General features: G+C 53.6%; 20 protein-coding genes. 13 read left to right on the forward strand and 7 right to left on the reverse strand.

The window, feature by feature from the left end:
• Positions 1-53: 53 nt before the first annotated feature.
• A complete protein-coding gene (fucI, locus tag ACMYSN_RS19905) occupies positions 54-1,829 on the reverse strand; it encodes an L-fucose isomerase (RefSeq protein WP_462495906.1) in 1,776 nt (591 codons plus the stop codon).
• A 465-nt stretch (positions 1,830-2,294) separates the two neighbouring features.
• Between fucI and ACMYSN_RS19910 the strand changes: the two genes are divergently transcribed.
• The 6 genes from ACMYSN_RS19910 (at position 2,295) to fucO (ending at position 8,974) form a co-directional block, all read left to right on the forward strand.
• A complete protein-coding gene (locus ACMYSN_RS19910) occupies positions 2,295-3,794 on the forward strand; it encodes a sugar ABC transporter ATP-binding protein (protein ID WP_462495907.1) in 1,500 nt (499 codons plus the stop codon).
• 3 nt (positions 3,795-3,797) lie between these two features.
• Entirely contained in the window at positions 3,798-4,781 is a 984-nt protein-coding gene (locus ACMYSN_RS19915; protein WP_462495908.1) for an ABC transporter permease, read from the forward strand.
• Between the two features lie 73 nt (positions 4,782-4,854).
• On the forward strand, positions 4,855-5,805 hold the full coding sequence (locus ACMYSN_RS19920) for an ABC transporter substrate-binding protein (RefSeq protein WP_462495909.1): 951 nt from the start codon (positions 4,855-4,857) through the stop codon (positions 5,803-5,805).
• A 220-nt stretch (positions 5,806-6,025) separates the two neighbouring features.
• Positions 6,026-7,021, forward strand: coding sequence for a LacI family DNA-binding transcriptional regulator (locus tag ACMYSN_RS19925; RefSeq protein ID WP_462495910.1), 996 nt, complete (start codon positions 6,026-6,028; stop codon positions 7,019-7,021).
• Between the two features lie 131 nt (positions 7,022-7,152).
• Complete coding sequence (gene fucA, locus ACMYSN_RS19930) at positions 7,153-7,800, forward strand: L-fuculose-phosphate aldolase (RefSeq protein WP_462495911.1); 648 nt, start codon at positions 7,153-7,155, stop codon at positions 7,798-7,800.
• A gap of 25 nt (positions 7,801-7,825) precedes the next feature.
• Positions 7,826-8,974, forward strand: a complete 1,149-nt coding sequence (gene fucO, locus ACMYSN_RS19935) for a lactaldehyde reductase (RefSeq protein WP_462495912.1) — start codon at positions 7,826-7,828, stop codon at positions 8,972-8,974.
• Between the two features lie 60 nt (positions 8,975-9,034).
• Here fucO and xni read toward each other — a convergent pair whose 3' ends face one another.
• A complete protein-coding gene (xni, locus tag ACMYSN_RS19940) occupies positions 9,035-9,790 on the reverse strand; it encodes a flap endonuclease Xni (RefSeq protein ID WP_123756700.1) in 756 nt (251 codons plus the stop codon).
• Positions 9,791-10,027: 237 nt separating this feature from the next.
• Positions 10,028-11,017 carry a 2-keto-3-deoxygluconate permease gene (gene kdgT, locus ACMYSN_RS19945; RefSeq protein ID WP_462498297.1) on the reverse strand — a complete coding sequence of 330 codons (990 nt, stop codon included), beginning with the start codon at positions 11,015-11,017 and terminating at the stop codon, positions 10,028-10,030.
• 408 nt (positions 11,018-11,425) lie between these two features.
• On the opposite strand from kdgT, the gene kduI reads away from it, so the two are divergent.
• Positions 11,426-12,262, forward strand: a complete 837-nt coding sequence (gene kduI, locus ACMYSN_RS19950; protein WP_462495913.1) for a 5-dehydro-4-deoxy-D-glucuronate isomerase — start codon at positions 11,426-11,428, stop codon at positions 12,260-12,262.
• A gap of 74 nt (positions 12,263-12,336) precedes the next feature.
• Here the strand turns inward: kduI and ACMYSN_RS19955 are convergent, their stop codons facing one another.
• The 4 genes from ACMYSN_RS19955 to queF all read right to left on the reverse strand — a co-directional run bounded on the left by ACMYSN_RS19955 (position 12,337) and on the right by queF (position 17,958).
• Entirely contained in the window at positions 12,337-13,704 is a 1,368-nt protein-coding gene (locus ACMYSN_RS19955) for an L-serine ammonia-lyase (protein ID WP_462495914.1), read from the reverse strand.
• Between the two features lie 54 nt (positions 13,705-13,758).
• Positions 13,759-15,048 carry an HAAAP family serine/threonine permease gene (locus ACMYSN_RS19960; protein WP_462495915.1) on the reverse strand — a complete coding sequence of 430 codons (1,290 nt, stop codon included), beginning with the start codon at positions 15,046-15,048 and terminating at the stop codon, positions 13,759-13,761.
• Positions 15,049-15,633: 585 nt separating this feature from the next.
• Positions 15,634-17,001 carry a nucleotide 5'-monophosphate nucleosidase PpnN gene (gene ppnN, locus ACMYSN_RS19965; protein ID WP_462495916.1) on the reverse strand — a complete coding sequence of 456 codons (1,368 nt, stop codon included), beginning with the start codon at positions 16,999-17,001 and terminating at the stop codon, positions 15,634-15,636.
• A 111-nt stretch (positions 17,002-17,112) separates the two neighbouring features.
• The gene (queF, locus tag ACMYSN_RS19970) at positions 17,113-17,958 is read right to left on the reverse strand and encodes an NADPH-dependent 7-cyano-7-deazaguanine reductase (protein WP_462495917.1); all 846 of its coding nucleotides are present in this window, start codon (positions 17,956-17,958) and stop codon (positions 17,113-17,115) included.
• 68 nt (positions 17,959-18,026) lie between these two features.
• Here queF and syd point away from each other — a divergent pair, with 68 nt between their 5' ends.
• From syd to ACMYSN_RS20000, 6 genes are all read left to right on the forward strand, one after another.
• A complete protein-coding gene (gene syd / locus ACMYSN_RS19975; protein ID WP_462495918.1) occupies positions 18,027-18,572 on the forward strand; it encodes a SecY-interacting protein Syd in 546 nt (181 codons plus the stop codon).
• Positions 18,573-19,221: 649 nt separating this feature from the next.
• Positions 19,222-19,551 (forward strand): YqcC family protein, encoded by a 330-nt coding sequence (locus ACMYSN_RS19980; RefSeq protein WP_123756708.1) that lies wholly within the window; start codon positions 19,222-19,224, stop codon positions 19,549-19,551.
• Positions 19,551-20,345, forward strand: coding sequence for a tRNA pseudouridine(65) synthase TruC (truC, locus tag ACMYSN_RS19985; RefSeq protein ID WP_462495919.1), 795 nt, complete (start codon positions 19,551-19,553; stop codon positions 20,343-20,345). Before ACMYSN_RS19980 ends, truC begins: the two co-directional genes overlap by 1 nt.
• A 2-nt stretch (positions 20,346-20,347) precedes the next feature.
• Positions 20,348-20,791: a flavodoxin gene (locus tag ACMYSN_RS19990; protein WP_123756710.1), complete on the forward strand. Its 444-nt coding sequence runs from the start codon at positions 20,348-20,350 to the stop codon at positions 20,789-20,791.
• Positions 20,792-21,250: 459 nt separating this feature from the next.
• The gene (gudP, locus tag ACMYSN_RS19995; protein ID WP_462495920.1) at positions 21,251-22,603 is read left to right on the forward strand and encodes an MFS transporter; all 1,353 of its coding nucleotides are present in this window, start codon (positions 21,251-21,253) and stop codon (positions 22,601-22,603) included.
• Between the two features lie 2 nt (positions 22,604-22,605).
• Entirely contained in the window at positions 22,606-23,946 is a 1,341-nt protein-coding gene (locus ACMYSN_RS20000; RefSeq protein WP_462498298.1) for a glucarate dehydratase family protein, read from the forward strand.
• Position 23,947: the final 1 nt, after the last annotated feature.

A 23,947-nucleotide genomic window follows, 5' to 3' on the forward strand; every position in this document is an offset into this window, starting at 1 on the left:
AATCTCTCCCAGCAAACAATTACGCCCTCCCGCATTGGGGAGGGCGTAGCGCATTAACGTTTGTACAGCGGACCGTAATTCTGACAGGCGCGATAATCCTGACCTTCGCTGTCCATGCCGTGGGCCGACCAACTGGAAGGCCGGTAGATTTTGTCCTCTTCCACGTTGTGCATGCACACCGGAATACGCAGCATCGACGCCAGGGTAATAAAGTCAGCCCCGACGTGACCAATGGTCAGCACCCCGTGGTTGGCGCCCCAGTTAGCCATCACCGAGTAGACATCGGCGAACGGGCCTTTGCCGGTCAGGCGCGGCGCAAACCAGGTGGTGGGCCAGGTGGAGTTGGTCCGCGCATCCAGCTGGGCATGTACCTCTTCAGGTAACTCGACGCTCCAGCCTTCTGCAATTTGCAGTACCGGCCCCAGCCCTTTGATGATGTTCACGCGGGTCATGGTAAACGGCACGCCGCCTTCGGTCAGGAAGCGAGAAGAGAAGCCGCCGCCACGGAAATATTCGTGGATCGCCGGGCACCACTCGGTGGCCGCCAGGCAGGCATCGGCCTCCTGTTGCGTAATGTCCCAGTGCGGTTTTATCGTCGGGTTACCGGCACTGTCGCGCTGTTTGCAGGAGCCGTCGAGCGCCGCTGAACCGGAGTTAATCAGGTGAATAATGCCGTGCTGTGCCAGGCCAGTAAGCGGCTGGCCGGTGACGCGTTCGACGGCATCCGGCGACCAGTAGGTTCGCACGTCGGCAAAGACCTGTGCGGTACCGGTCAGCTGATGGCCCATCAGCATCGCCACGCCGTTAAGGCTGTCGTTTTCGGTGGCGACAACAAATGGTTCACGCACGCCGTTCCAGTCGAAGGAGCTGTTGAGCAGCGCCTCGGCGGTGTCGCCGTTGGGGTATTGATCGGTCCAGTGACGCTGGCCCTGGAAGCCGGCGGCAATGGCGTTGAAGCCCAGCGACTCTTCAACCAGCCCTTTTTCCGCCAGCTTGCTGTTGCCCTGCATCATGTCGCGAATGCACATCGCCATCAGCAGGCTCTCTTTCAGCACCGCGCGGCTCTGTTCTTCATTGCGCTTATACTGCTGGGCGTTCTGGTCTTCGCCGTAGCGGAAGTTTTTATCTGCCCAGGCCAGCGCCATCTCCAGTTCGACTTCGTCATAGATCTTCTGGTCGATGCGGCGACGCAGCTCGGTCATATCTACCGGCTGGACCTTCATCCCAAGCCAGGATTCAAAGAAGTTATGGTCGACGATGGAGCCGGCGATGCCCATCGATACCCCACCAACGGAGAGGTAGCTTTTGCCTTTCATGCTGGCAACGGCCAGCCCGGCGCGGGCAAAACGCAGTAGCTTTTCTTCGACATCGGCCGGGATGGTGTTGTCGTCGGCATCCTGAACGTCATGGCCGTAGATAGAAAAGGCCGGAATGCCTTTTTGAGTGTGGGCGGCCAGCGCGGCAGCGAGATACACGGCGCCGGGACGCTCGGTGCCGTTGAAGCCCCAGATGGCCTTCGGGCGCATCGGGTCCATATCGATGGTTTCGCTGCCGTAGCACCAGCAAGGAGTGACGGTAATGGTCACGCCGATGTTCTGACGGCTGAACTTCTCTTCACAGGCGGCGGATTCCGCCATGCCCGCGATACAGGTGTCGGCAATCACGCACTCAATCTGCGCGCCGCAGGCATGACGGAGCTTCTCGCCGATCAGCGCGGCGGTGGCTTTCGCCATGTTCATGGTTTGTTCTTCCAGCGACTCGCGTACCCCCATACGACGTCCGTCAATCACCGGGCGAATACCAATTTTCGGTAAGTTGTTTTTTTTCATTCGAGGTTCCTCATCTCACGTTATGCCATTGCTGCCGGAGCGGATGTGAGGACACCGCCGAAGCAGTTGGTTGAATTACCATTTTTGCTAACTCGAGTTAGCTTAGGTATTCGCGAGTTTTTTACACAACTTTTTTGTTTTGGATATGTGAGAGGCTTCACGAGAAGTGGTTAAAATTCGATCTACATCAAATTAATTAATGACGCCATTTTGTTTTATTTGGTTATAAATCATTATGATAAGATAAATATCTTGCCTGGCATCACAATTTTTAACCAAATGATTTGGCTATTTTTGGCAGCTAAAATAGCCTTTAAAAGGCATGAGCTACCTCGAGTTAGCAAATTAATATAATACACATGAGCTTTTAGACAGTATTCGCATTAACGGTGACGATGGCTCTCTGACAACATTGCTTTTGCCTGATTCACTGGTGACCGTTTCTGATTATTGAGGAAAGCAGCAATGTCTGAAGCATTCTTACAGATGAGTCATATTACTAAACGATTTCCGGGTGTATTAGCGCTGAGTAATGTGAGTTTCTCCTTGCGCAAGGGTGAAGTCCACGCACTGTTAGGCGAAAATGGCGCAGGGAAGTCGACCCTGATGAAAATTTTGTCTGGGGTATATCAACCAGATGAAGGGGAGATTATTTTTGAAAATAATTCTGTTTCATTCGCTAATCCACTGAGCGCGCAAAATGCGGGTATCACGATAATTCATCAGGAGTTTAATCTTTTTCCTGATCTCACCGTTGAAGACAATATATTTATCGGCAGGGAGTTTTGCAAAAATAACCGCTGGCGTCTGGATGAAAAACAACAGCGAAAAGCCGCGGTTGATATTTTGCAAAAATTAAACCTGAATATTTCGCCAGATACCCTGGTTGCCGACCTCACCGTCGCGCAACAACAAATGGTGGAGATTGCAAAAGCGATATCGGTTAATGCCAGGATTTTGATCATGGATGAGCCGACCGCCGCGCTGACGGAAACAGAGATCGAAAGCTTGTTTCAGGTCACCCGCTTGCTTAAAGAGCAGGGGACCGGGATCGTGTACATCTCACATCGCCTGGAGGAGTTAGCGTTGATCGCCGATCGCGCCACGGTGATGCGCGATGGCCAGTTCATTGCCACCGTTGACTATGACTCTGTCAAAATCAGCGATCTCATTGCCATGATGGTTGGACGTGATTTGGGCAATATCTATCCGTCTCGTGAACCTCTGGCTCAGCATATACCGGTGCTTGAAGTCAGCGGCCTGGGACGTGAGGGCGTGCTGAATAACATCGATTTCACTCTGCATCAGGGCGAAATTCTAGGCTTTGCCGGTCTGATGGGGGCCGGGCGCACTGAGCTGGCCCGCGCCATCTTTGGCGCCGATCCGATTGATGTCGGGACGATTAAGCTGAACGGCACCCCGACGGTGGTAAAAGATATTCCGGATGCTATCCGACAAGGTATCAGCTACTTGACGGAAGACCGTAAAAAAGAGGGGCTGGCGTTAGGATTATCTGTTGAACGTAATATTATGCTGGGGAATTACCCTGAATATTCCGATCGTTATGGCAACGTTGATACCCAACGCTGTCAGAAGATCAGCATGGAACAGGTGAATGCCCTACGCATTAAAACACCACATCTTGAGCAGGCTGCTTTGAATTTAAGTGGTGGTAATCAGCAGAAAATTATTATTGCCAGATGGGTATGTAAGGATACCGACATTCTTATCTTTGATGAACCTACGCGCGGTATTGATGTAGGGGCCAAACTTGAAATTTATGAATTAATGAATCGACTGGTGGCAAAAGGGAAATCAATCATCATGATCTCTTCTGAATTGCCAGAAGTACTGGGGATGTGCGATCGCATTTTAGTTATGCGTAGCGGGCGTATTACCGGTGAATTAACTTCTGATGAAGCCACGCAAGAAAAAATAATGCAATACGCGACGTTAGAGGATTAATTTATGACTATCTCTACAACCTCTTTAGACAGTAATGATAAGAAAACAAAAGTTAATAAAGAACTTTTGATGCGCCTTGCACCGCTGTTCAGCCTGATTATTTTGGTAATATTTTTTAGTATTGGCTCACCATTTTTCTTTAATACTGAAAATATTATGACAATCGCCCTACAAACTTCGGTGATTGGCATTATGGCTATTGGTGTCACCTTTGTCATTATCACCGCCGGGATCGATCTTTCACTTGGCTCCGTTGTAGCCTTCTCCGGTGTGGCTGTCGGGTTATGCGCCACACTTGGTTTGCCACTGCCGGTATGTATTCTGGCGGGGGTACTGGCTGGGGGACTTTGTGGCTATGTGAACGGACTGTTGGTTACCAAAATGACGATCCCGCCCTTTATTGCCACATTGGGTCTGATGATGTCTGTCAGAGGTATCAATATGGTGATGACCGATGGACGCGCGATTTACTTTGCCGATTATCCCACCTTCAAAATGCTGGCTCAGGGACGCCTGTTCGATGTGCTCCCGTACCCCGTCTTTTATCTTGTCGTCGTGGCGCTGGTGGCCGCTTATATCCTGAAAAAAACGGTCATTGGACGCTATGTCTACGCCGTCGGCAGTAACGAAGTTGCCGCCCATCTCTCCGGGATCAAGGTTCAGCGCGTCAAAATTTTCGTCTATGCCTTCTGCGGTCTGTTAACCGGCATCGCCGGGGTTATCCTCGCTTCGCGTTTAAACTCGGGCCAACCAACGGTTGGTGTGGGTTACGAACTGGAGGCCATTGCGGCGGTAGTGATTGGCGGCACAAGCCTGATGGGCGGGATCGGTACGATCGGCGGCACCATTATCGGTGCATTCATCATGAGCGTACTGAAAAATGGGCTGAATTTGATGGGGGTTTCTCAGTTCTGGCAAATGGTGGCGATGGGTATTGTCGTGGTGGCCGCCGTCTATCTCGATACCTTACGCAAAAAAATACGCTGATTTACGCTCCCGAAGGTTGCGGGGCACTATGACCCTGACGTTTAGGGTGACTCACTCAGAACGGAGTACAACAATGAGAACCAGGCATTTTGTCTACGCGTTATCTCTGCTGGCCTGTATTACCTCCAGCGCATTGGCTAAGGATTTGAATCTTCCCGTTGTCAGTAAAGGTTTCCAGCATGAATTCTGGCAAACCGTGAAAATGGGGACTGAAGCGGCAGCGAAGGAGCTGGGTGACAAGACCAGCTATGTTGGCCCGGCGGATGAAACTCAGATTGCTGAGCAGATTCAGTTGGTTGAAAACGTTATGGCGCAAAAACCTAACGGGTTGTTGTTGGCCTCGTTAGATGCTAACGCGCTTGCGCCGCTGGTGGAAACGGCTAACTCACGCGGCATTAAGGTGGTGACCTTTGATTCCGGCGTTAATTCCGATATCCCAGTCAGTTTCGTGGCAACGAATAACCGTAAAGCGGGAGCCGAAGCGGCTGACGCACTTGCTGTGCAGGTTAACAATAAAGGAAAAGTAGGGATTATTGCCCACGTTGCGGGTACCTCTTCTGCAATTGAACGTTCAGAAGGATTTAGTGCACGCATGAAGGAAAAGTATCCGGACATCCAGGTTCTGCCGGTTCAGTACAGCGATGGCGACCCGCAGAAGGCGATGGATAAAACTATCGATATGATCCAGGCCAACCCAGATATCGCCGGAATCTATGCGACGAACGAAGGATCAACGCTCGGGGTGGCGAACGCCATTGATAGCCAAAACCTGAAGGGCAAAGTGAAGGTGATCGGCTTTGACAGTACAGAAGCTATTATTGCCTTCCTGAAATCAGGTGTGATACAGGGCTTTGTGGTACAGGATGCTTACCAGATTGGCTATCAGGGGATCAAGGCGCTGAATGCCGCGGTGTCCGGTCAGCCTGTACCAAAAGAGATTGATATTCCGGTCAAATACGTGAATGCGCAGAACATTAACACACCGGAGATCGATAAGTTATTACACCCGTTTGGTAAGAAGTAGCGCGCGTTGGGGCGACGATCTCGCCCCCACGTTTCCCGTTAGCAGCAGGGCGTTATGATGAGGAGAACCGCGCTGCAGGACTTTTCCGTGCGCAAACTACAGGCCTGTATGACGTAGTGGGATCAATAACAAGAGGTTAACCAACTGATGCAGTAAGACAAATGTTTAAAATACTTTTATGATTGAGAATTGACGCTTGGATGTGGATTGGGGCATATAAATGGCTAAAACAGTAGAGCAGATAGCCAGCGATCTGAATTTATCGGTTACGACCGTGCGACTGGTGTTGAATGGGAAAGCTGAACAGTATCGAATCAGTGTTAAAACCCAAACGCGCATTAATGAATATGTCGAGCGATATGGTTATGTCATTAACCATTCGGCCCGTAGCCTGAAGCTGAATAAAACGGATACGCTGGGTCTGATTGTACCCAATATTTCCAACGTGTTTTTTGCTACCCTGGCTGAGAAACTTGAGCAACGCTGCCGTCGTTCCGGATATCAGTTAACGATTAGCTGTACCTATGATGATGTTGATTATGAAAATAAATTAACTAAAGCGTTAATTGCCCGTAATGTTGATGGCCTTTTTATTGTGCCTTCGACGTTAGAGAATCAGCAGCACCATCTGCGTCAGGTCAGAAAACCGATGGTTTTACTTGACCGTGATTTTAAGTATACCGATAACGCACTAGTGGAAAGTCATAATATTCTGGGGGGAGAGAAACTCACCCAAAGCCTATGTGATGCGGGCAAATCGCCGGTTTGGTTTTTAGTCGGCGATACCGGGTTACCCAGTATTGGCGATCGTCTGAATGGGTATCTTAATACTCTGGCTAAACAGGGGATTACTCACCGTGACTGGGTGCGTGAAGGGCCTGATAATACGCCCGATGGCGGCTATCGGTTGATGGAGAAACTGCTCAACGAGCAGGGGTGTCCGCAAGCGTTTATAGCATCGTCGTTACCCGTGCTGGAAGGGGCGGTGCGAGCGATTCGCCATCGCTTTGGCGTGGTACCTGCGGAAATCAATATCGGGACCTTCGATGAACATCCCATGCTGGGTTTTTTGTCGAATAATGTGTGGTCAATGCAGCAGGATGAAAACGTCTGGGCGGAAAAAGCGTTTGACATGATGCTCAGTGCGATTGAAGAACATCCGGTAAAAGAGACCGTGAAAGTTGAAATGAAATTAATTAAACGCCTTAGACAATAATAAAACGTAAGCGTTAAAAATAGAACCAGCGACTGAGTATTTATCATGCTCAGTGGCTGTCCTTACCTTAAACCTGACCTTTCTTTATTTTTATCAATAAAGACGAGGGGAACTGTACCCGGAGAATAATTATGGAAAGAAATCGGCTGTCGCGAGAAATAATTGAAACTTGTCTTGAAATGACCCGTCTGGGATTGAACCAGGGAACAGCTGGAAATGTGAGTGTGCGATATGATAACGGAATGTTAATCACCCCCAGTGGCATTCCATACGAAAGACTCACGGAAAGCATGATTGTATATGTTGATAACGACGGGAAATACGACCAACGGCAATTGCCTTCCAGTGAATGGCGCTTTCACCTCGCGGCTTACCAGACCCGGCCCGACGCTCATGCGGTTGTTCATAACCACGCGGTGCACTGCACGGCGGTGTCGATCCTTAATCGTCCGATCCCGGCGATCCACTACATGATTGCCGCCGCCGGGGGAAACTCGATCCCCTGCGCGCCGTATGCCACGTTTGGCACCCGCGAGCTGTCTGAGTTTGTCGCCGTAGCGTTAAAAAATCGCAAAGCGACCCTGCTGCAACACCATGGCCTGATTGCCTGCGAAGAGAATCTGGAAAAGGCGCTGTGGCTGGCCCACGAAGTGGAAGTCCTGGCCCAGCTTTATCTCAGTACCCTGGCAATAGTCGATCCCGTTCCGGTTCTGGGCGACGAGGAGATTGCCATCGTACTGGAAAAATTCAAAACCTACGGGTTACGGATTGAAGAGTGATTCGCAAAGCGAGCGGGAGGCAGCGATGGCGAACAGAATGATTTTAAATGAGACGGCATGGTTCGGGCGGGGAGCGATCACCGCGTTAACCGATGAAGTAGCCCGTCGGGGATATCGTAAGGCGCTGATTGTGACCGACAACAATCTGGCGCAATGCGGTACGGTTGAGCAGGTGACCCGCAAGATGGATGCCGCGGGGCTGACGTGGGATCTCTTTGCCGGGGCGATCCCTAATCCAACGATTGCCGTGGTGCAGGAAGGGTTGCAGGTATTCCAACGCAGCGGCGCGGATTATTTGATCGCGATAGGCGGCGGCTCTCCGCAGGATACCGCGAAGGCGATCGGCATTATTAGCAATAACCCGGAATTTGCCGACGTGCGCAGTCTGGAAGGTCTCTCGCCGACCCGCCAGCCGAGCGTGCCGATCATGGCCATCCCGACCACCGCCGGGACGGCGGCTGAGGTGACCATTAACTACGTGATCACCGATGAAGACCAGCGGCGCAAATTTGTCTGCGTCGACCCGCATGATATTCCGCAGGTGGCGTTTATCGATGCCGATATGATGGACGGTATGCCGCCGGCATTAAAAGCGGCGACCGGGGTAGATGCGCTGACTCATGCCATTGAAGGCTACATCACGCGGGCGGCGTGGGCGCTGACCGATGCGCTGCACATTAAAGCCATCGAGGTGATTGCCGGGGCGCTACGAGACTCGGTCACCGGCGATCGCCTGGCGGGAGAGGCGATGGCGCTGGGGCAGTATATCGCCGGCATGGGCTTTTCCAACGTGGGACTGGGGTTGGTGCACGGCATGGCGCACCCTTTAGGGGCGTTTTATAACACCCCGCATGGGGTGGCAAATGCCATTTTATTGCCTCACGTGATGCGCTATAACGCCGACTTCAGCGGCGAGAAGTTTCGCGATATCGCCCGGGCCATGGGGGAGAAAGTCGAAGATCTGAGTCTGGAGCAGGCCCGGCAGTCTGCGGTTGACGCGGTCTTGCGCCTCAACCGCGATGTCGGGATCCCGCTGCATTTACGCGATGTCGGGGTTCGCAAAGAGGATATTCCGGCGCTGGCGCAGGCGGCTTTTGACGATGTCTGCACCGGCGGCAATCCGCGGGAAGCCAGCCTGGCAGACATTGTGGCGCTGTATCATACGGCCTGGTAGGTAATGTTGTCGGCCAGTACACAGGGCGATACTGCTATCGCCCTGTCGCCGCAGGCAAGTTTACGGCGTCAGTCGTAGCTGCTGTAAATTGCCGTCGAGCTGCAGGTCGGTCTGCAGACGGGCGATCTCACGACAGGTAAACGCCATCTCTTTATGCATTTCCAGCTTCTTGCGCCACTTCTCAGGCACGTCGGCCAGACGGGCGTAGATCCCCTCGAGGTCCTGAAAATCCGTCAACAGCTGTGCCGCGCTTTTAGGGCCGATCCCCGCCACACCCGGCACTTTTGAACTGCTGATCCCGGCAAGTCCCCAGTAATCGGGCAGCTGCTCGGGCGTGACGCCAAACTCGTTGGCGATGAAAGGGGCATCCAGCCAGCGCTTTTGAAAGTAGTCGCGAATACGGATTGGGGGCGACAGCAGCTGGCAGTAGCCTTTATCGGTGGAGACAATGGTCGCCTGATGCCCGGCGTGCGCGACTTTGATCGCCAGGGTGGCGGCGAGGTCGTCTGCTTCATTGCCTGCTAAGGTCCAGCAGCGGATCCCGCGTTGCTCAAAGGCCGCCCGCAGCGCGGGCATTTCAGCCTCCAGGGTTTCAGGCATCGGGGAACGCCCGGCTTTGTATTCCGGCAGACGCTGGTGGCGCCAGCCGTGAGCGCGGTCTTCATCATCAAACACCGCCACGGCATGCGTGGGCTGGCTATGAACGATGAGCTGTTCCAGCGCATGCAGGCAGGTATCCACACAGGGAGAGCCCTGAACGGCATGGATGCGACGGATCAGATTGAGTGCGTCGACAATTAACAGATGAACGGCCACAGATGCCCCCTTAGCGCCCGGTGTTCTCTAAACCCTAAGGGTATCAAAGCCGTGAGGGGGTGGCTATCGGCATGCGGATATTCAGGAATGCGCCGCGCAAAGGTGTCATATTCGCGTTGGCGATATCTGCGGTGCTAAATAACAGAATGGTGGAATAGTAGAATAGAAGCATGGGGAATAGTGGAATAATTGAATGTCAAAGGAGCCTTACGGCTCCTTTGAATAAACGATCACCCGTTAATGATGTTGTACTACCTGGGTCAGATCTTTTTCTTTGACCTTACCACCGACTTTTCGTGAATAAATTGCGGTAATAATGGGCACCAGAATTGCGGTGACAATAACGCTGGCGGCAACCAGCGCGGTTGCTGATGCGGCCACCGGTTCAAAGGCCGGATTAATTTGGGCAATAATTACCGGGTTAGCCACTGCAGCACCGGCCGCGGAAGAGGCTGCAATACCGGCAGTACCGTTACCGCCGCCAATAAATTTATCAGCGAAAATCAGTGGAATACCGGTGATGACGATTACCGCGACGCCCAGAATAATACCCAGTAAGCCGGTTTCCATAATCACGTTGAGATTAATCGTATTCCCCAGCGCGAAGCCGAAGAAAGGAATCAGCGTCGGCGTTGCTTTACTGAAGAACGCGCGGAAATCGTGGTCAAGGTTGCCAAGGGTGAAGCCAATCAGGAACGGCAGCACCGCGCCAATAAAGTGGTGTGGCTCAAAGGTGGCGAGGCCGGCGGAACCCAGAATCACCATAGTCATCAGCGGACCTGATTCCAGAGACATTAAGACGAACGCGCCGGACTCTTCTTTGGTGCCGTACTGATTCATAAGGCTGGCGTACAGGCCGCCGTTGGTCATATCCATGGCGGAAACGATCGCCAGCACCGACAGGCCGGCGAACATACCGGTCTGAATACCACCATCAGGAATAAAGGAGGCGGCAATCATCGCCACAACCCAGGCCACCGCAATTTTGGTGATCACCAGGGTGCCGGATTTTCGCAGTACCGTGCCGGTGGCACGAAGGTCAATTGAGGCGCCGATGCAGAAGAACCACACTGCAAGAATTGGTACCGTGCCGCTGATCATTCCCTTGGTAAAGGAGCCAAAATAGGCGCCAGTATCCGGAGCGAAGGTATTCAGCATCGCGCCAAGTAGCAGCGGAATCAGCATCATCCCACCTGGGATACGTTCAATGGTTGCTTTAATTTTCATCATCATTCCCTTTATTTTTTTATTGTCTACAGCGACTTACTGGTGACAGTCCCTCTGCTGAGGCAATAAATTTCATTTTATAATTGAATTAAAAATCTTCTTTTAGGAGTCATGGTGTTGACTCTTACTTCTGACCCTGGGCGGTGTTGTAAAGGCTTTAGCCTTAAATGTTATGCTCCGAAAATGACCTGTCGGGGTATACTATCCTTTTGAAGAAACCTTGATTCAATCAAATTGAAACAATATTTCAGTTTGGATCACATTATTTTTGTCACCACGCTGATAAGATATTTTCTAACAGGGTTAAATGTGAAAAATGTGTGATTACTTTAATTAAATGTCGTTTTTTTATTAATGAGATGGAGGCGGTTAGCGCGCCTGTATTGATTTGCCAGTGAGGAGTTATAAATGGATATACGTCAAAGCATTCACAGCGATCACGCCAAAACGCTTGATACCGCAGGTTTACGCAAAGAGTTTCTGGTAGAGACTATCTTTGCCGCCGATCGCTATACCATGACCTACAGCCACATCGACCGCATCATCGTCGGCGGCGTGATGCCGGTGACGCAAACCGTGAGCGTGGGCGGCGAAGTGGGCAAGCAGCTCGGCGTCAGCTACTTCCTTGAACGCCGCGAGCTGGGGGTTATCAATATCGGGGGAGCGGGCACCATTACCGTCGACGGCACCTGTTATGAAATCGGCCATCGCGATGCGCTGTATGTCGGGAAAGGGGCGAAAGAGGTGATCTTTGCCAGCGTCGATGCGGCGAAGCCTGCCCGTTTCTACTATAACTGCGCGCCAGCCCATACCACCTATCCGACAAAACGCGTGACCCCTGCGGATGTAGCGCCGGTTGTGCTGGGTGAAGATGTGACCAGTAACCGTCGCACGATTAACAAGTATTTCGTGCCGGATGTGCTGGAAACCTGCCAGCTGAGCATGGGGCTGACCGAGCTTGCGCCAGGCAACTTGTGGAATACGATGCCGTGCCATACGCATGAGCGTCGGATGGAGGTCTATTTCTACTTCGGTCTGGAAGAGAACAGCTGCGTGTTCCATATGATGGGACAGCCGCAGGAGACGCGGCATATTGTGGTGCAAAACGAACAGGCGGTGATTTCACCTAGCTGGTCGATTCACTCGGGTGTCGGTACGCGCGCGTATACCTTTATCTGGGGGATGGTAGGGGAGAACCAGGTATTTGACGATATGGACCACGTCAAAGTGGGCGACCTGCGCTAACGTCTTAATAAGGCTGTCTGAGACAAGATATTGTCGCCCTGAGCATTGCAGCTCAGGGCGTTTTTTTGTGCTGATTAATCGCAGGCGACGATTTTCATTGCCAGACCACCGCGCGAGGTTTCGCGGTATTTGGCGTTCATATCTTTGCCCGTTTCGTACATGGTTTCGATCACTTTATCGAGGCAGACGCGCGGCTCGCTGGTGCGGCGAAGCGCCATCCGCGCGGCGTTTACCGCTTTAACGGCGGCGATAGCATTACGCTCGATGCAGGGAACCTGCACCTGGCCGGCTACCGGATCGCAGGTCAGACCCAGATTGTGTTCCATGCCGATTTCAGCGGCGATACACACCTGGCCCGGACTACCGCCCAGCAGCTCCGCCAGACCGGCGGCGGCCATTGAACAAGCCACGCCGACTTCGCCCTGGCAGCCTACTTCGGCGCCGGAAATAGAGGCGTTCATCTTATACAGCGAGCCGATGGCGCTGGTGACCAGCAGGTAGCGAGCCAGCGAGTTGGCGTTCACCTTACGGATAAACTTGTCGTAATAGGCGAGTACCGCCGGGACGATCCCGCAGGCGCCGTTGGTCGGTGCCGTGACCACGCGACCACCAGCCGCATTTTCTTCGTTGACCGCCAGAGCAAACATATTAATCCAGTCAACAACCGCCATCGGGTCGCTGTTGGTATTGTCCTGACTGACCAGCATCCGGCGCAGGGCGGCGGCGCGGCGCGGTACCCGCAATCTGCCCGGCAGAACGCCTTCGGTGGTAATGCCGCGTTCAATACCGCCGCTCATCACTTCCCACACCGCTTCGAAGTGCTGTTCCAACTGGGCTTTGCTGTGCAATGCCAGCTCGTTTTGCATCATCAGGCCGGACAGCGAGAGCCCACTTTCACGACAGTGTCGTTGCAGGTCTGCGGCATTTTTGTATGGGTAAGGCACCACGGCCGGGGCTTCATTGGTCTGGCCGAAGTGTTGCTCATCGACGATAAAACCGCCGCCAATGGAGTAGTAGGTTTGCGTGTAGAGCACCTTGTCGTCGTTCAGAGCGGTGATGCGCATACCGTTTTCGTGCAGCGACAGGTTGTCGGCATGGAAATTCATGCACTGGTCAACCGGGAAGTCGACTTCATGCTGGCCGTTTGCCAGCATCAGACGCCCGTGGGTGTTGACGTCCTGAATAAACGCCGGGATGGCGTCGATATCGACGCTGTCTGGCAGGTTGCCCGCAAGGCCCATAATAATGGCGATGTCGGTATGGTGGCCTTTACCGGTCAGGGAAAGCGAGCCGTAAACGTCGACAACAACTTTGCTGACGTTGGCAAGCAGCCCACGTGCGATGAGGTCGTCGGTGAATTGTTTGCCCGCTTTCATCGGTCCAACGGTATGGGAGCTGGACGGGCCAATGCCGATTTTAAAGATATCGAATACGCTGATCATGATGCATCCAGTACTGTCGGGAAGCGCGCCGCCCGCGGGCGGCGCGAAGGGGGATTAGCTGAACAGAGAGTAGAAAATAGCGGAGATGGCAATCAGGCCCATAATCACAACGAAGACGTTGCTGATGTGGCCGCTGTATTTGCGCATGGCCGGGACTTTCTGAATGGCGTACATCGGCATCAGGAACAGAATCATCGCGATAATCGGGCCGCCGAGGGTTTCGATCATACCGAGAATGCTTGGGTTCAGGGTCGCCACAATCCAGGTGGTAACCAGCATGAACAGCGCTGTGATTTTGTTCAGTTTGTTGATTTCGATGCTTTTGCCTTTACCGCGCAGGGACTTAATCACCATGCCGTTAAAGCCTTCACGTGCACCCAGATAGTGGCCGAGGAAGGATTTGGTGATGGCAATCATCGCAATGATCGGCGCCATCCAGGCAATCAGCGGTGCGTTAAAGTGGTTCGCCAGGTAAGAGAGAATCGAGATGTTCTGATCTTTGGCCGCCGCGAGGTCTGCCGGAGACAGGCTCAGTACGCAGCTGAAGACGAAGAACATCACGGTGATCACCATCATGACGTGGGCGCGAGCCAGGATGCTGGAGCATTTTTTCTCTGCGCCGTCGCCGTACTCTTCACGCTTCGCTACGGCGAAGGAGGAGATGATCGGTGAGTGGTTAAAGGAGAACACCATCACCGGAATCGCCAGCCACAACGTCATCCACAGGCCGTTACCGGTGGCGGAGGCGCTGCTCAGGGAGAGGGTTTCCAGTGCTGCGCTGTTCCACTGCGGGATCAGGTACAGTGCCAGAATCATCAGGGCGACCACAAACGGGAAGACCAGAATACTCATCGCTTTAACAATCATCTGCTCGCCGAAACGTACGATGGTCATCATACCTACGATCAGAATCAGCGAGAGGATCGCACGCGGCGGTGCAGTCATCTGCAGCTGGTGCGTCATAAAGCTCTCAACGGTATTGGTGATCGCCACGCTATACACCAACAGAATCGGGTAGATGGCGAAGAAATAGAGCAGCGTAATCAGCTTACCTGCGCCAACGCCAAAGTGCTCTTCAACCACTTCAGTGATGTCTTCACCCGGATTTTTACCGGAAAGCACAAAACGGGTCATCCCGCGGTGGGCAAAGAAGGTCATCGGAAAGGCAAGTATTGCCATGATAATCAGGGGGATCATACCGCCGACGCCGGCATTAATCGGCAGGAACAATACGCCCGCACCGATTGCCGTGCCGTACAGGCCCAGCATCCACATGGTGTCTGTTTTGCGCCATCCGCTGCGGGTTTCGCCCGTAACGATAGTGCTGGTTTGAGTGGTTTCCATCTGTTTCTCCTGGAGGAAGCGACCAAATATAATGATTAAAATCAATTAAGTAATACTAAATTCGTTTGTTTACGGTTTTTTAATGATTTTCTCCGTAACAAGTGGGGCGGGAAGATACATTTATCTGGTAAATGCATCAGTGATCGCGATCCCAATTGCAATAATCCACTTTCGATGTGGGTATTTTTAGTTCAACAGTCTGTTTCTGGTGATCAGCCAGATATTTGTGGCGCGAAGGCTATCATTTACAGGATATGAGATAAAAGGAGTGGGGCGTAATAACGAGGTTTTTGCTGTAAAAATGAGATGTAGACGATGTTTTCACGCTTAAATGCATTTTTATTAGTGATATTTATCGCTGTTTATGGAAACGCAAACGATTGGCTTTGTAAAAACAGAACAAACGATTCTTAAAATAATTGAATCATTCGGAAAGTCGCGCCGAGGAAAGGCAAGGGAACACGCAGGGGAAAGTGGAGGAGAGCAAAGGAGAGAAAAGGAGAGCACAGGGGAGAACCAGGGAAGGAAAAGCGGGTTACGGCATCGCGTGTCGTAACCCGGTATGGCAGAGTGACAGGTTATTTGTCAGGAGCCGATTTCATAGCAAGGAATATAGGCAGTTCCGCCTGGCAGCTTCATGCGATGCTGGGCGACGAAGCCCTGCAGCAGCTCGTCCATCCGACGCATGATCTCCGGATCGCCGTGCAGCTTGTAAGGGCCGAACTTCTCAATCGCCTGAATACCCACCTCTTTGACGTTGCCGGCCACGATGCCGGAAAACGCACGACGGAGGTCCGCCGCCAGCACTTCTACCGGTTGGTCCGGATAGAGCTTGAGGTTGGCCATGTTTTCATGCGTTGGATCGAACGGCATTTGCAGGTCAGGAGTAATACGGATCGACCAGTTGAAGCTGTAGGCATCCCCGGTCTCGCGGCGGTTCTCTTTCACCAGCGGCATCGCTTTCTTCATCTGCCGTGCCACCTCTGCGGCATCGTCAACGATAATGCGGTAGTGACGACGGGCCGACTCACCCAACGTGTGCACGATGAATTCATCCAGCACGCGGAAATAGTCAGCGCTCTCTTTTGGTCCGGTCAGGATCAGCGGCAGCACCTGCGACTGGTTTGCCGGGTGCATTAAAATACCCAGCAGATAGAGCAGCTCTTCTGCCGTCCCCACGCCGCCCGGGAAGATGATAATGCCGTGGGCGATGCGCACGAACGCTTCCAGACGCTTTTCGATATCCGGCATGATGATCAGCTCGTTCACCAGCGGGTTTGGCGGCTCGGCGGCAATAATTGACGGCTCGGTCATCCCGATAAAGCGGCTGTCTTTATAACGCTGCTGAGCATGGCCGACCGCGGCGCCTTTCATCGGTGCTTCCATGGCGCCCGGGCCACAACCGGTGCAGATGTTCAGCTCACGCAGACCAAGCTGGGTGCCGACGCGACGGGCGTACAGATATTCATTTTCGTTAATAGAGTGGCCGCCCCAGCAGACAATCATGTTCGGCGCTTCGCCGACGTGCAGGGCGCGGGCGTTACGCAGAATCGAAAACACCAGATTGGTGATATGTACCGAGCTTTCGAGATCGAGATTCGGGAGGCGCACGGTGTTGTGGATTTGTCCGTAGACGAACAGGATATCGCGCAGCACGGCAAACAGGTTGGCCTGCAGGGAGCGAATAATCCGCCCGTCAACGAAGGCCTCTTCCGGCGGATTGATCAATTCCAGCTTCACACCGCGTTCGCGGCGCAGGACGTTAATATCGAAGTTTTCAAAACGAGACAGTAGCTCCTTGCTGTTATCGGTCAGGCTCCCCGAATTGAGTACAGCAAGCGAGCAGTTACGAAAGAGTTGATAGAGGTCACTGCTGGCGGTGCGTTTAAGCATATCCACTTCCAGCTGTGACAGCATATCCATTGAACCAAGCGGGCTAACATGTGTAATCAAGTGAACTCCTTACAGGACGATTATCGTCTTCCTGAGATTACAATAGCCTTGCCGGTGACGTTTCCACAACCTTGCGCACGCGTTAACGCACGCAAATTGTGAAAATGTTTACTACTGACGGGCGAGGCGGCCGATGGCCGGCACAAATTCGCCGTTGCTGCGCCACGGGTTAATATCCAGACCCCCGCGGCGGGTATAGCGGGCATAGACAGAAAGGGATTCCGGCTGGCAGAAACGCAGGAGGTCGTTAAAAATTCGCTCGACGCACTGCTCGTGGAATTCATTGTGGTGGCGGAACGAGACCAGATAGCGCAGCAGCTTTTCGCGGTCGATTTTAGGCCCACGATACTGAATCTGTACCGAGCCCCAGTCGGGCTGGTGGGTGATCAGACAGTTGGATTTGAGCAGATGGCTGACCAGCGTCTCCTCGACGATCTTGCCGCCCGCGGCATCCTGCAGATAGTCGGTGCTGAACTCATAGTTATCAATCTCGATATCCTGCTCATCGATGCAGGTACCGTGCAGATGCGCCACCGGCTGGCCTTCGAGCTCGTCGAGGCGATACAGCGACACCATGACCTCGCCCTGGGCGCAGGCGCTGAGATCGCGTGTCAGCGTTGCCTGAACATCCTGCCAGCTGGCAAAACGGGTCTGATTAAAACTGTTGAGATAGAGCTTAAAGCTCTTCGATTCCACCAGGTTAACGGTTGTGTCATTCAGCTCAACGTGACCGACGGCGACCTGCGGCAGCCCTTTGGCGTTCAGCCAGGAGAGCTCGTACAGGGTCCATATATCACCGCCGTGAAACGGCAGATTATCCGCGTGCAGCCCCAGCGGGTCGCGGTTCAGGCTGCGCGGCACGCCCTGAAGCAGGGAGGCATCATAAGTATCGCGGTAATCCGTTGATTTACCGAGCGTCAGGCCGGCCAGCGCCTGATGATTATCGTAAGAAGACATGTTTCACCATAGGAAAGCGGGTACACTAGCAACCAAGTGTATCCTGGCTAACGTGAAGAGAGAAACCGGTGGACCATCAAACTGCAGAAGCGCTGCAAGCCTTTACTCAACGCTATTGCGCTGCCTGGCAGCAGCAGTACGCCAGCCTGCCGCGAAGCGAAGAGCTTTATGGTGTCCCGTCTCCCTGTATCAGCGCGACGGACGATGATGCGGTGTTCTGGCAGCCGCAGCGCTTTTCCTTAGAACCCGATATCAGCGCAGTTGAACGGGCGCTCGATATTGTGGTACAACAGCCGATTCATAGTTATTATACCACCCAGTTTGCCGGTGATATGACGGCCCGCCTGGCTGGTGAGACGATGACGCTGTTGCAAACCTGGAGTCCGGATGACTTCCAGCGCGTGCAAGAGAATTTAATCGGCCATCTGCTGGTGCAAAAACGACTCAAGCTGTCGCCGACGCTGTTTATTGCGACGCTGGACAGCGAGCTGGATGTCATTTCGGTCTGTAACGTGAGCGGCGAAGTCCTTAAAGAGACGCTCGGTACCCGCAAACGGACAACTCTTTCTCCTTCTCTTGCGAGTTTCCTTAATCAGCTTGAGCCAGTTCTGTAATCCATTATACCAACCAGTTTGTGAGAGATCTCTTACAAGACCTGTAAGAGATCGTCATCATTTACGCAATTTTTTAATCAATTGATTTGTAATAAATCCATAAAACTCAAACGGTTGTCCTTTTTTGTTGCTCCGCAGGGTGAGGTTAATCTTAAGAGATTCTCTCAAGAAGGCTTGTAAGACGAAGCGGAATCAGTGATCCTATGTACGTCGACAGGAAGTCGCGAGAAGAAGTGAACATCAGGATGATGACACTTCTTGCAGGACCCGCCGGGAAGGCGTTGCAAGGACAGGCTTCAGGATGAAGCACAGGATCACGCAGGAACGCGTAAAGGACACCTCCAGGATGGAGAACGTGAGCCGCTCATGATGAACGGTGGATCAGGAAGATCGGGACAAACTTAGGATAAGTGATTTCACATCGGGGTGGTGTGAGAGCAGGATGCGCTAGTTTATGGATGAACATGGTCAGGAGACCACAGGAAAAGTTTTCATGGACGAGCAGGGAGCACCAATGTAGCTGGATTGCTGCGAAACGAACCGGGAGCACTGTTAACACAGTGCTCCCTTTTTTTATGCCTCTAATACAGTAGTTTTCGCTGCGGTATTTGCTATTCTGCGTCCGGTTTACAACTCATCGAGGTTTCCCATGACTCTTCACCTTAGCGTGCGCGAGCGTTTGCACGCCCTTGAAGCGCTGCTGCGCGAAACAGAACACTGGCAAGAAAATGCGCCGGAAAGCCGGGCTTTTGCCAGCGATCAGCCGTTCTGTATGGACACCCTGGAACCGCTGGAGTGGCTTCAGTGGGTCCTGATCCCGCGGATGCACAACTTACTCGATAGCGAACAGCCGCTGCCGCAGAATTTCGCCGTGGCCCCCTATTATGAGATGGCTCTCGATGCCACCCATCCGCTGCGTGAACGCGTACTGGCGGAACTGCTGCTGCTCGATACGCTGTTTACGAGCGACGACGCCTGATGCTGGAAATTATCTATCAGGACGAATGGCTGGTGGCGGTGAATAAACCTTCCGGCTGGCTGGTCCATCGTAGCTGGCTGGATCGCGATGAAAAAGTGGTGGTGATGCAGACCGTCCGCGATCAGATTGGCCAGCACGTGTTTACCGCTCATCGTCTCGACCGCCCGACCTCCGGGGTCCTGCTGATGGGGCTGTCCAGCGAAGCGGGACGGCGGCTGTCGCAACAGTTTGAACAGCACCAGATGCAAAAGCGCTACCACGCGGTAGTGCGCGGCTGGCTGACCGACGATGCGGTCCTGGATTACCCGCTGGTGGAAGAGCTGGATAAAATCGCCGATAAATTCGCCCGCGATGACAAAGAGCCCCAGCCGGCAGTCACCCATTATCGCGGGATGGCGACGGTCGAAATGCCGGTTGCGACCGGGCGTTATCCGACGACGCGCTATAGCCTGGTGGAGCTGGAACCAAAAACCGGGCGAAAACATCAGCTGCGCCGCCATCTCTCCCATTTGCGGCATCCGATTATTGGCGACAGCAAACACGGTGACCTCCGACAGAATCGTAGCGCCACCGAACATTTTGCCGTAGACCGCCTGATGCTTCACGCCAGCCAGCTATCATTAACCCACCCCTTTACCGGCGAACCGTTGGTGATCCGCGCGGGCCTGGATGAGGTCTGGATGCGTGCGCTGTCGCAGTTTGGCTGGCGCGGCCTTCTACCGTTAAATGAAAGGGTTGAGTTTGCTGACGACAGCGGTCAGGATGAAGATATTGAGGTCAATCCAGGGAGATAATCATGGCAGAAGTCGGGATTTTTGTAGGCACGATGTATGGCAACGCGCTGCTGGTCGCCGAAGAGGCAGAAGCCATTCTGAGCGGACTGGGCCACAAAGCGAAGGTGTTCGAAGATCCGGAAATCCAGGACTGGGAACCCTACAGCGGCAAATATGTGCTGGTGGTGACATCCACCACCGGACAGGGCGATCTGCCGGACAGCATCGTCCCGCTGTACGAAGGGATGAAAGACATGTACCAGCCGCATCTGCGCTACGGGATTATCGCGCTGGGCGATAGCACCTACGCCAATTTTTGCGGCGGCGGCAAGACCTTTGACGCGCTGCTGCAGGAGCAGGGCGCAAAACGGATCGGCGATATGCTGATGATCGATGCCAGCGAAGATCCGGAACCCGAGGGTGTCTCCAACCCGTGGGTGCAACAGTGGGCGAGCCTGCTGGAGTAACGCAATAACAGATTGCGCCCTCTGTGCCGCAGAGGGCCTTTTCGCCGCGGCCAGCGCTGGTTCACACCGTTTGGCCCGTGGTTCTGGCATTTGCACGATAGCCTTGTGGTTTATCTGGTTTTTTCCCCGACATTTCCACCGGGTCAAGAGAGACAATTCACACTCCTGCGGATTGTTTCACCGTTAGCGTGGCTGGCGGCCGTTGCTTTTCATTTCCGTGAACTACCCCCCATCTTCTCAGACAAAAGCCACAAATCTATTTCTAAATGCCCGTGAAAGCTGTGTATATGCACGGTGAGCCAGCCAGGGCCTCTTTCTATACTCTCCGAGCCAGTTAAAAAAACAGTACGTCAGACATAACAAAAATGAACAGAAACACGAACACGTCATTCTGATTACCCTACCGGTTGTGCCGTTCAGAATGAACGTAGCTATCGGCTATGATTCAGGAGTGCAACAATGAGTACATTAAGTCAGGCTGCGAGCGGCGCGGAAAAACGCACCAATGCTCGCTACTGGATAGTGGTGATGCTGTTTATCGTCACGTCCTTTAACTATGGCGATCGCGCTACGCTGTCGATCGCCGGTTCGGAAATGGCCAAAGATATTGGCCTCGATGCCGTTGGCATGGGATATGTTTTTTCTGCCTTCTCATGGGCTTACGTTATTGGTCAGATCCCCGGCGGCTGGTTGCTCGACCGCTTCGGCTCCAAACGCGTCTACTTTTGGTCCATTTTCATCTGGTCGATGTTTACCCTGCTGCAGGGTTTCGTCGATATCTTCAGCGGCTTCGGCATTATTATCGCGCTGTTTACCCTACGTTTTCTGGTCGGCCTGGCGGAAGCCCCATCATTCCCCGGCAACAGTCGAATCGTCGCGGCCTGGTTCCCTGCACAGGAAAGGGGCACGGCGGTAGCGATTTTCAACTCGGCACAATACTTTGCCACCGTGATCTTCGCGCCAATCATGGGCTGGTTAACCCATGAAGTGGGCTGGTCACATGTGTTCTTCTTTATGGGCGGACTGGGGATTGTTATTAGCTTTGTGTGGCTGAAAGTCATCCATGAGCCTAATCAGCATCCCGGCGTGAACAAGAAAGAGCTGGAATATATTGCTGAAGGCGGTGCGCTGATCAACATGGATCAGAAGAAAGACACGCATAAAGTCCCGATGAGCGAAAAATGGGGGCAAATCAAACAGCTGATCGGTTCCCGCATGATGGTTGGTATCTATATTGGCCAGTACTGCATCAACGCGTTGACCTACTTCTTTATCACCTGGTTCCCGGTGTATCTGGTTCAGGCTCGCGGCATGTCGATCCTGAAGGCCGGGTTTGTCGCCTCGATCCCGGCGATCTGCGGCTTTGCCGGGGGCGTGCTGGGCGGGATCATCTCCGACTGGTTAATGCGGCGCACCGGTTCACTTAATATTGCCCGTAAAACGCCGATTGTCTTAGGCATGCTGTTGTCGATGGTCATGGTGTTCTGTAACTACGTGAGTGCAGAATGGATGATTATCGGCTTCATGGCGATGGCCTTCTTCGGCAAAGGGATTGGCGCATTGGGCTGGGCCGTGATGGCGGACACCGCGCCGAAAGAGATCAGCGGCCTGTCTGGCGGTCTGTTCAACATGTTCGGTAATATCTCCGGCATCGTGACGCCGATTGCAATTGGCTACATCGTCGGGACTACGGGCTCATTTAACGGCGCGCTGATTTACGTCGGGGTGCATGCGCTGGTGGCTGTACTGAGTTATCTGGTGCTGGTGGGCGATATCAAACGTATTGAACTCAAACCGGTTACGGAGCGCTAATGATGAATACACAATCAAGTCCCGTCGTTACCGACATGAAAGTGATTCCGGTGGCCGGCCATGACAGCATGCTGCTGAATATCGGCGGCGCGCACAATGCCTGGTTTACCCGCAATATCGTGGTCCTGACCGACAGCGCCGGCAATACCGGCATCGGCGAGGCACCGGGCGGCGAAGTGATTTATCAGACGTTGCTCGATAGCGTTCCGCTGGTGGTCGGGCAGGAAATCGCCCGCCTGAACAAAGTGGTTCAGCAGGTACACAAAGGTAACCAGGCTTCAGACTTTGATAGCTTTGGCAACGGCGCCTGGACCTTTGAGCTACGGGTGAACGCGGTGGCCGCGCTGGAAGCGGCGCTGCTGGATCTGCTCGGTAAAGCGCTGCAGGTTCCGGTCTGCGAACTGCTGGGACCGGGCAAACAGCGCGATGCGGTCACCGTGCTGGGCTATCTCTTCTATATTGGCGATCGTAACAAAACCGACCTGCCGTATCTGGAGAATACCCCAGGCGATCACGACTGGTATCACCTGCGCCATCAGGAAGCGTTGAACAGCGACGCGGTGGTGCGCCTTGCCGAAGCCGCGCAGGACCGCTATGGCTTTAAGGATTTCAAGCTCAAGGGCGGCGTGTTGCCCGGCGAGCAGGAAATTGACACCGCCCGTGCGCTGAAGAAGCGCTTCCCGGATGCGCGTATCACCGTCGACCCTAATGGCGCGTGGCTGCTTGATGAAGCGATTGCGCTGTGCAAGGGGCTACAGGATGTGCTGACCTATGCCGAAGACCCGTGCGGCGCCGAACAGGGCTTCTCGGGCCGTGAGGTGATGGCCGAGTTTCGTCGTGCAACCGGGCTGTCGGTTGCCACCAATATGATCGCCACTAACTGGCGTGAAATGGGCCACGCGGTGATGCTTAACGCGGTGGATATTCCACTGGCCGACCCGCACTTCTGGACCCTCTCCGGGGCGGTCCGCGTCGCGCAGCTCTGCGATGACTGGGGGCTGACGTGGGGTTGTCACTCGAACAACCACTTTGATATTTCGCTGGCGATGTTTACCCATGTGGGCGCCGCCGCGCCGGGTAACCCGACCGCCATCGATACCCACTGGATCTGGCAGGAAGGCGATTGCCGCCTGACGAAAAATCCGCTGCAGATCGCTCACGGAAAAATTGCCGTACCGGAGGCGCCAGGGCTGGGTATTGAACTGGATTGGGACCAGCTGCAAAAAGCCCATGATGCCTATAAGACCCTGCCTGGAGGCGCGCGTAATGACGCGGGTCCGATGCAGTATCTGATCCCCGGCTGGAAATTCGATCGCAAACGTCCCGTATTTGGTCGCCGTTAAG

It is taken from the genome of Klebsiella sp. R445 (assembly GCF_051131755.1).
Taxonomy (GTDB): Bacteria; Pseudomonadota; Gammaproteobacteria; order Enterobacterales; family Enterobacteriaceae; genus Klebsiella; species Klebsiella lignicola.

Excerpts from the sequence above, each read along its gene's own strand:
- ACMYSN_RS19910 (WP_462495907.1), top strand. The coding sequence starts at position 2,295 with ATGTCTGAAGCATTCTTACAGATGAGTCATATTACTAAACGATTTCCG.
- queF (WP_462495917.1), bottom strand. The coding sequence starts at position 17,958 with ATGTCTTCTTACGATAATCATCAGGCGCTGGCCGGCCTGACGCTCGGT.
- gudP (WP_462495920.1), top strand. The coding sequence starts at position 21,251 with ATGAGTACATTAAGTCAGGCTGCGAGCGGCGCGGAAAAACGCACCAAT.
- kduI (WP_462495913.1), top strand. The coding sequence starts at position 11,426 with ATGGATATACGTCAAAGCATTCACAGCGATCACGCCAAAACGCTTGAT.
- ACMYSN_RS19915 (WP_462495908.1), top strand. The coding sequence starts at position 3,798 with ATGACTATCTCTACAACCTCTTTAGACAGTAATGATAAGAAAACAAAA.
- kdgT (WP_462498297.1), bottom strand. The coding sequence starts at position 11,017 with ATGAAAATTAAAGCAACCATTGAACGTATCCCAGGTGGGATGATGCTG.
- ACMYSN_RS19960 (WP_462495915.1), bottom strand. The coding sequence starts at position 15,048 with ATGGAAACCACTCAAACCAGCACTATCGTTACGGGCGAAACCCGCAGC.
- ACMYSN_RS19955 (WP_462495914.1), bottom strand. The coding sequence starts at position 13,704 with ATGATCAGCGTATTCGATATCTTTAAAATCGGCATTGGCCCGTCCAGC.
- ACMYSN_RS19980 (WP_123756708.1), top strand. The coding sequence starts at position 19,222 with ATGACTCTTCACCTTAGCGTGCGCGAGCGTTTGCACGCCCTTGAAGCG.
- fucI (WP_462495906.1), bottom strand. The coding sequence starts at position 1,829 with ATGAAAAAAAACAACTTACCGAAAATTGGTATTCGCCCGGTGATTGAC.
- fucO (WP_462495912.1), top strand. The coding sequence starts at position 7,826 with ATGGCGAACAGAATGATTTTAAATGAGACGGCATGGTTCGGGCGGGGA.
- truC (WP_462495919.1), top strand. The coding sequence starts at position 19,551 with ATGCTGGAAATTATCTATCAGGACGAATGGCTGGTGGCGGTGAATAAA.
- ACMYSN_RS19925 (WP_462495910.1), top strand. The coding sequence starts at position 6,026 with ATGGCTAAAACAGTAGAGCAGATAGCCAGCGATCTGAATTTATCGGTT.
- ACMYSN_RS19920 (WP_462495909.1), top strand. The coding sequence starts at position 4,855 with ATGAGAACCAGGCATTTTGTCTACGCGTTATCTCTGCTGGCCTGTATT.
- ACMYSN_RS19990 (WP_123756710.1), top strand. The coding sequence starts at position 20,348 with ATGGCAGAAGTCGGGATTTTTGTAGGCACGATGTATGGCAACGCGCTG.
- fucA (WP_462495911.1), top strand. The coding sequence starts at position 7,153 with ATGGAAAGAAATCGGCTGTCGCGAGAAATAATTGAAACTTGTCTTGAA.
- ACMYSN_RS20000 (WP_462498298.1), top strand. The coding sequence starts at position 22,606 with ATGAATACACAATCAAGTCCCGTCGTTACCGACATGAAAGTGATTCCG.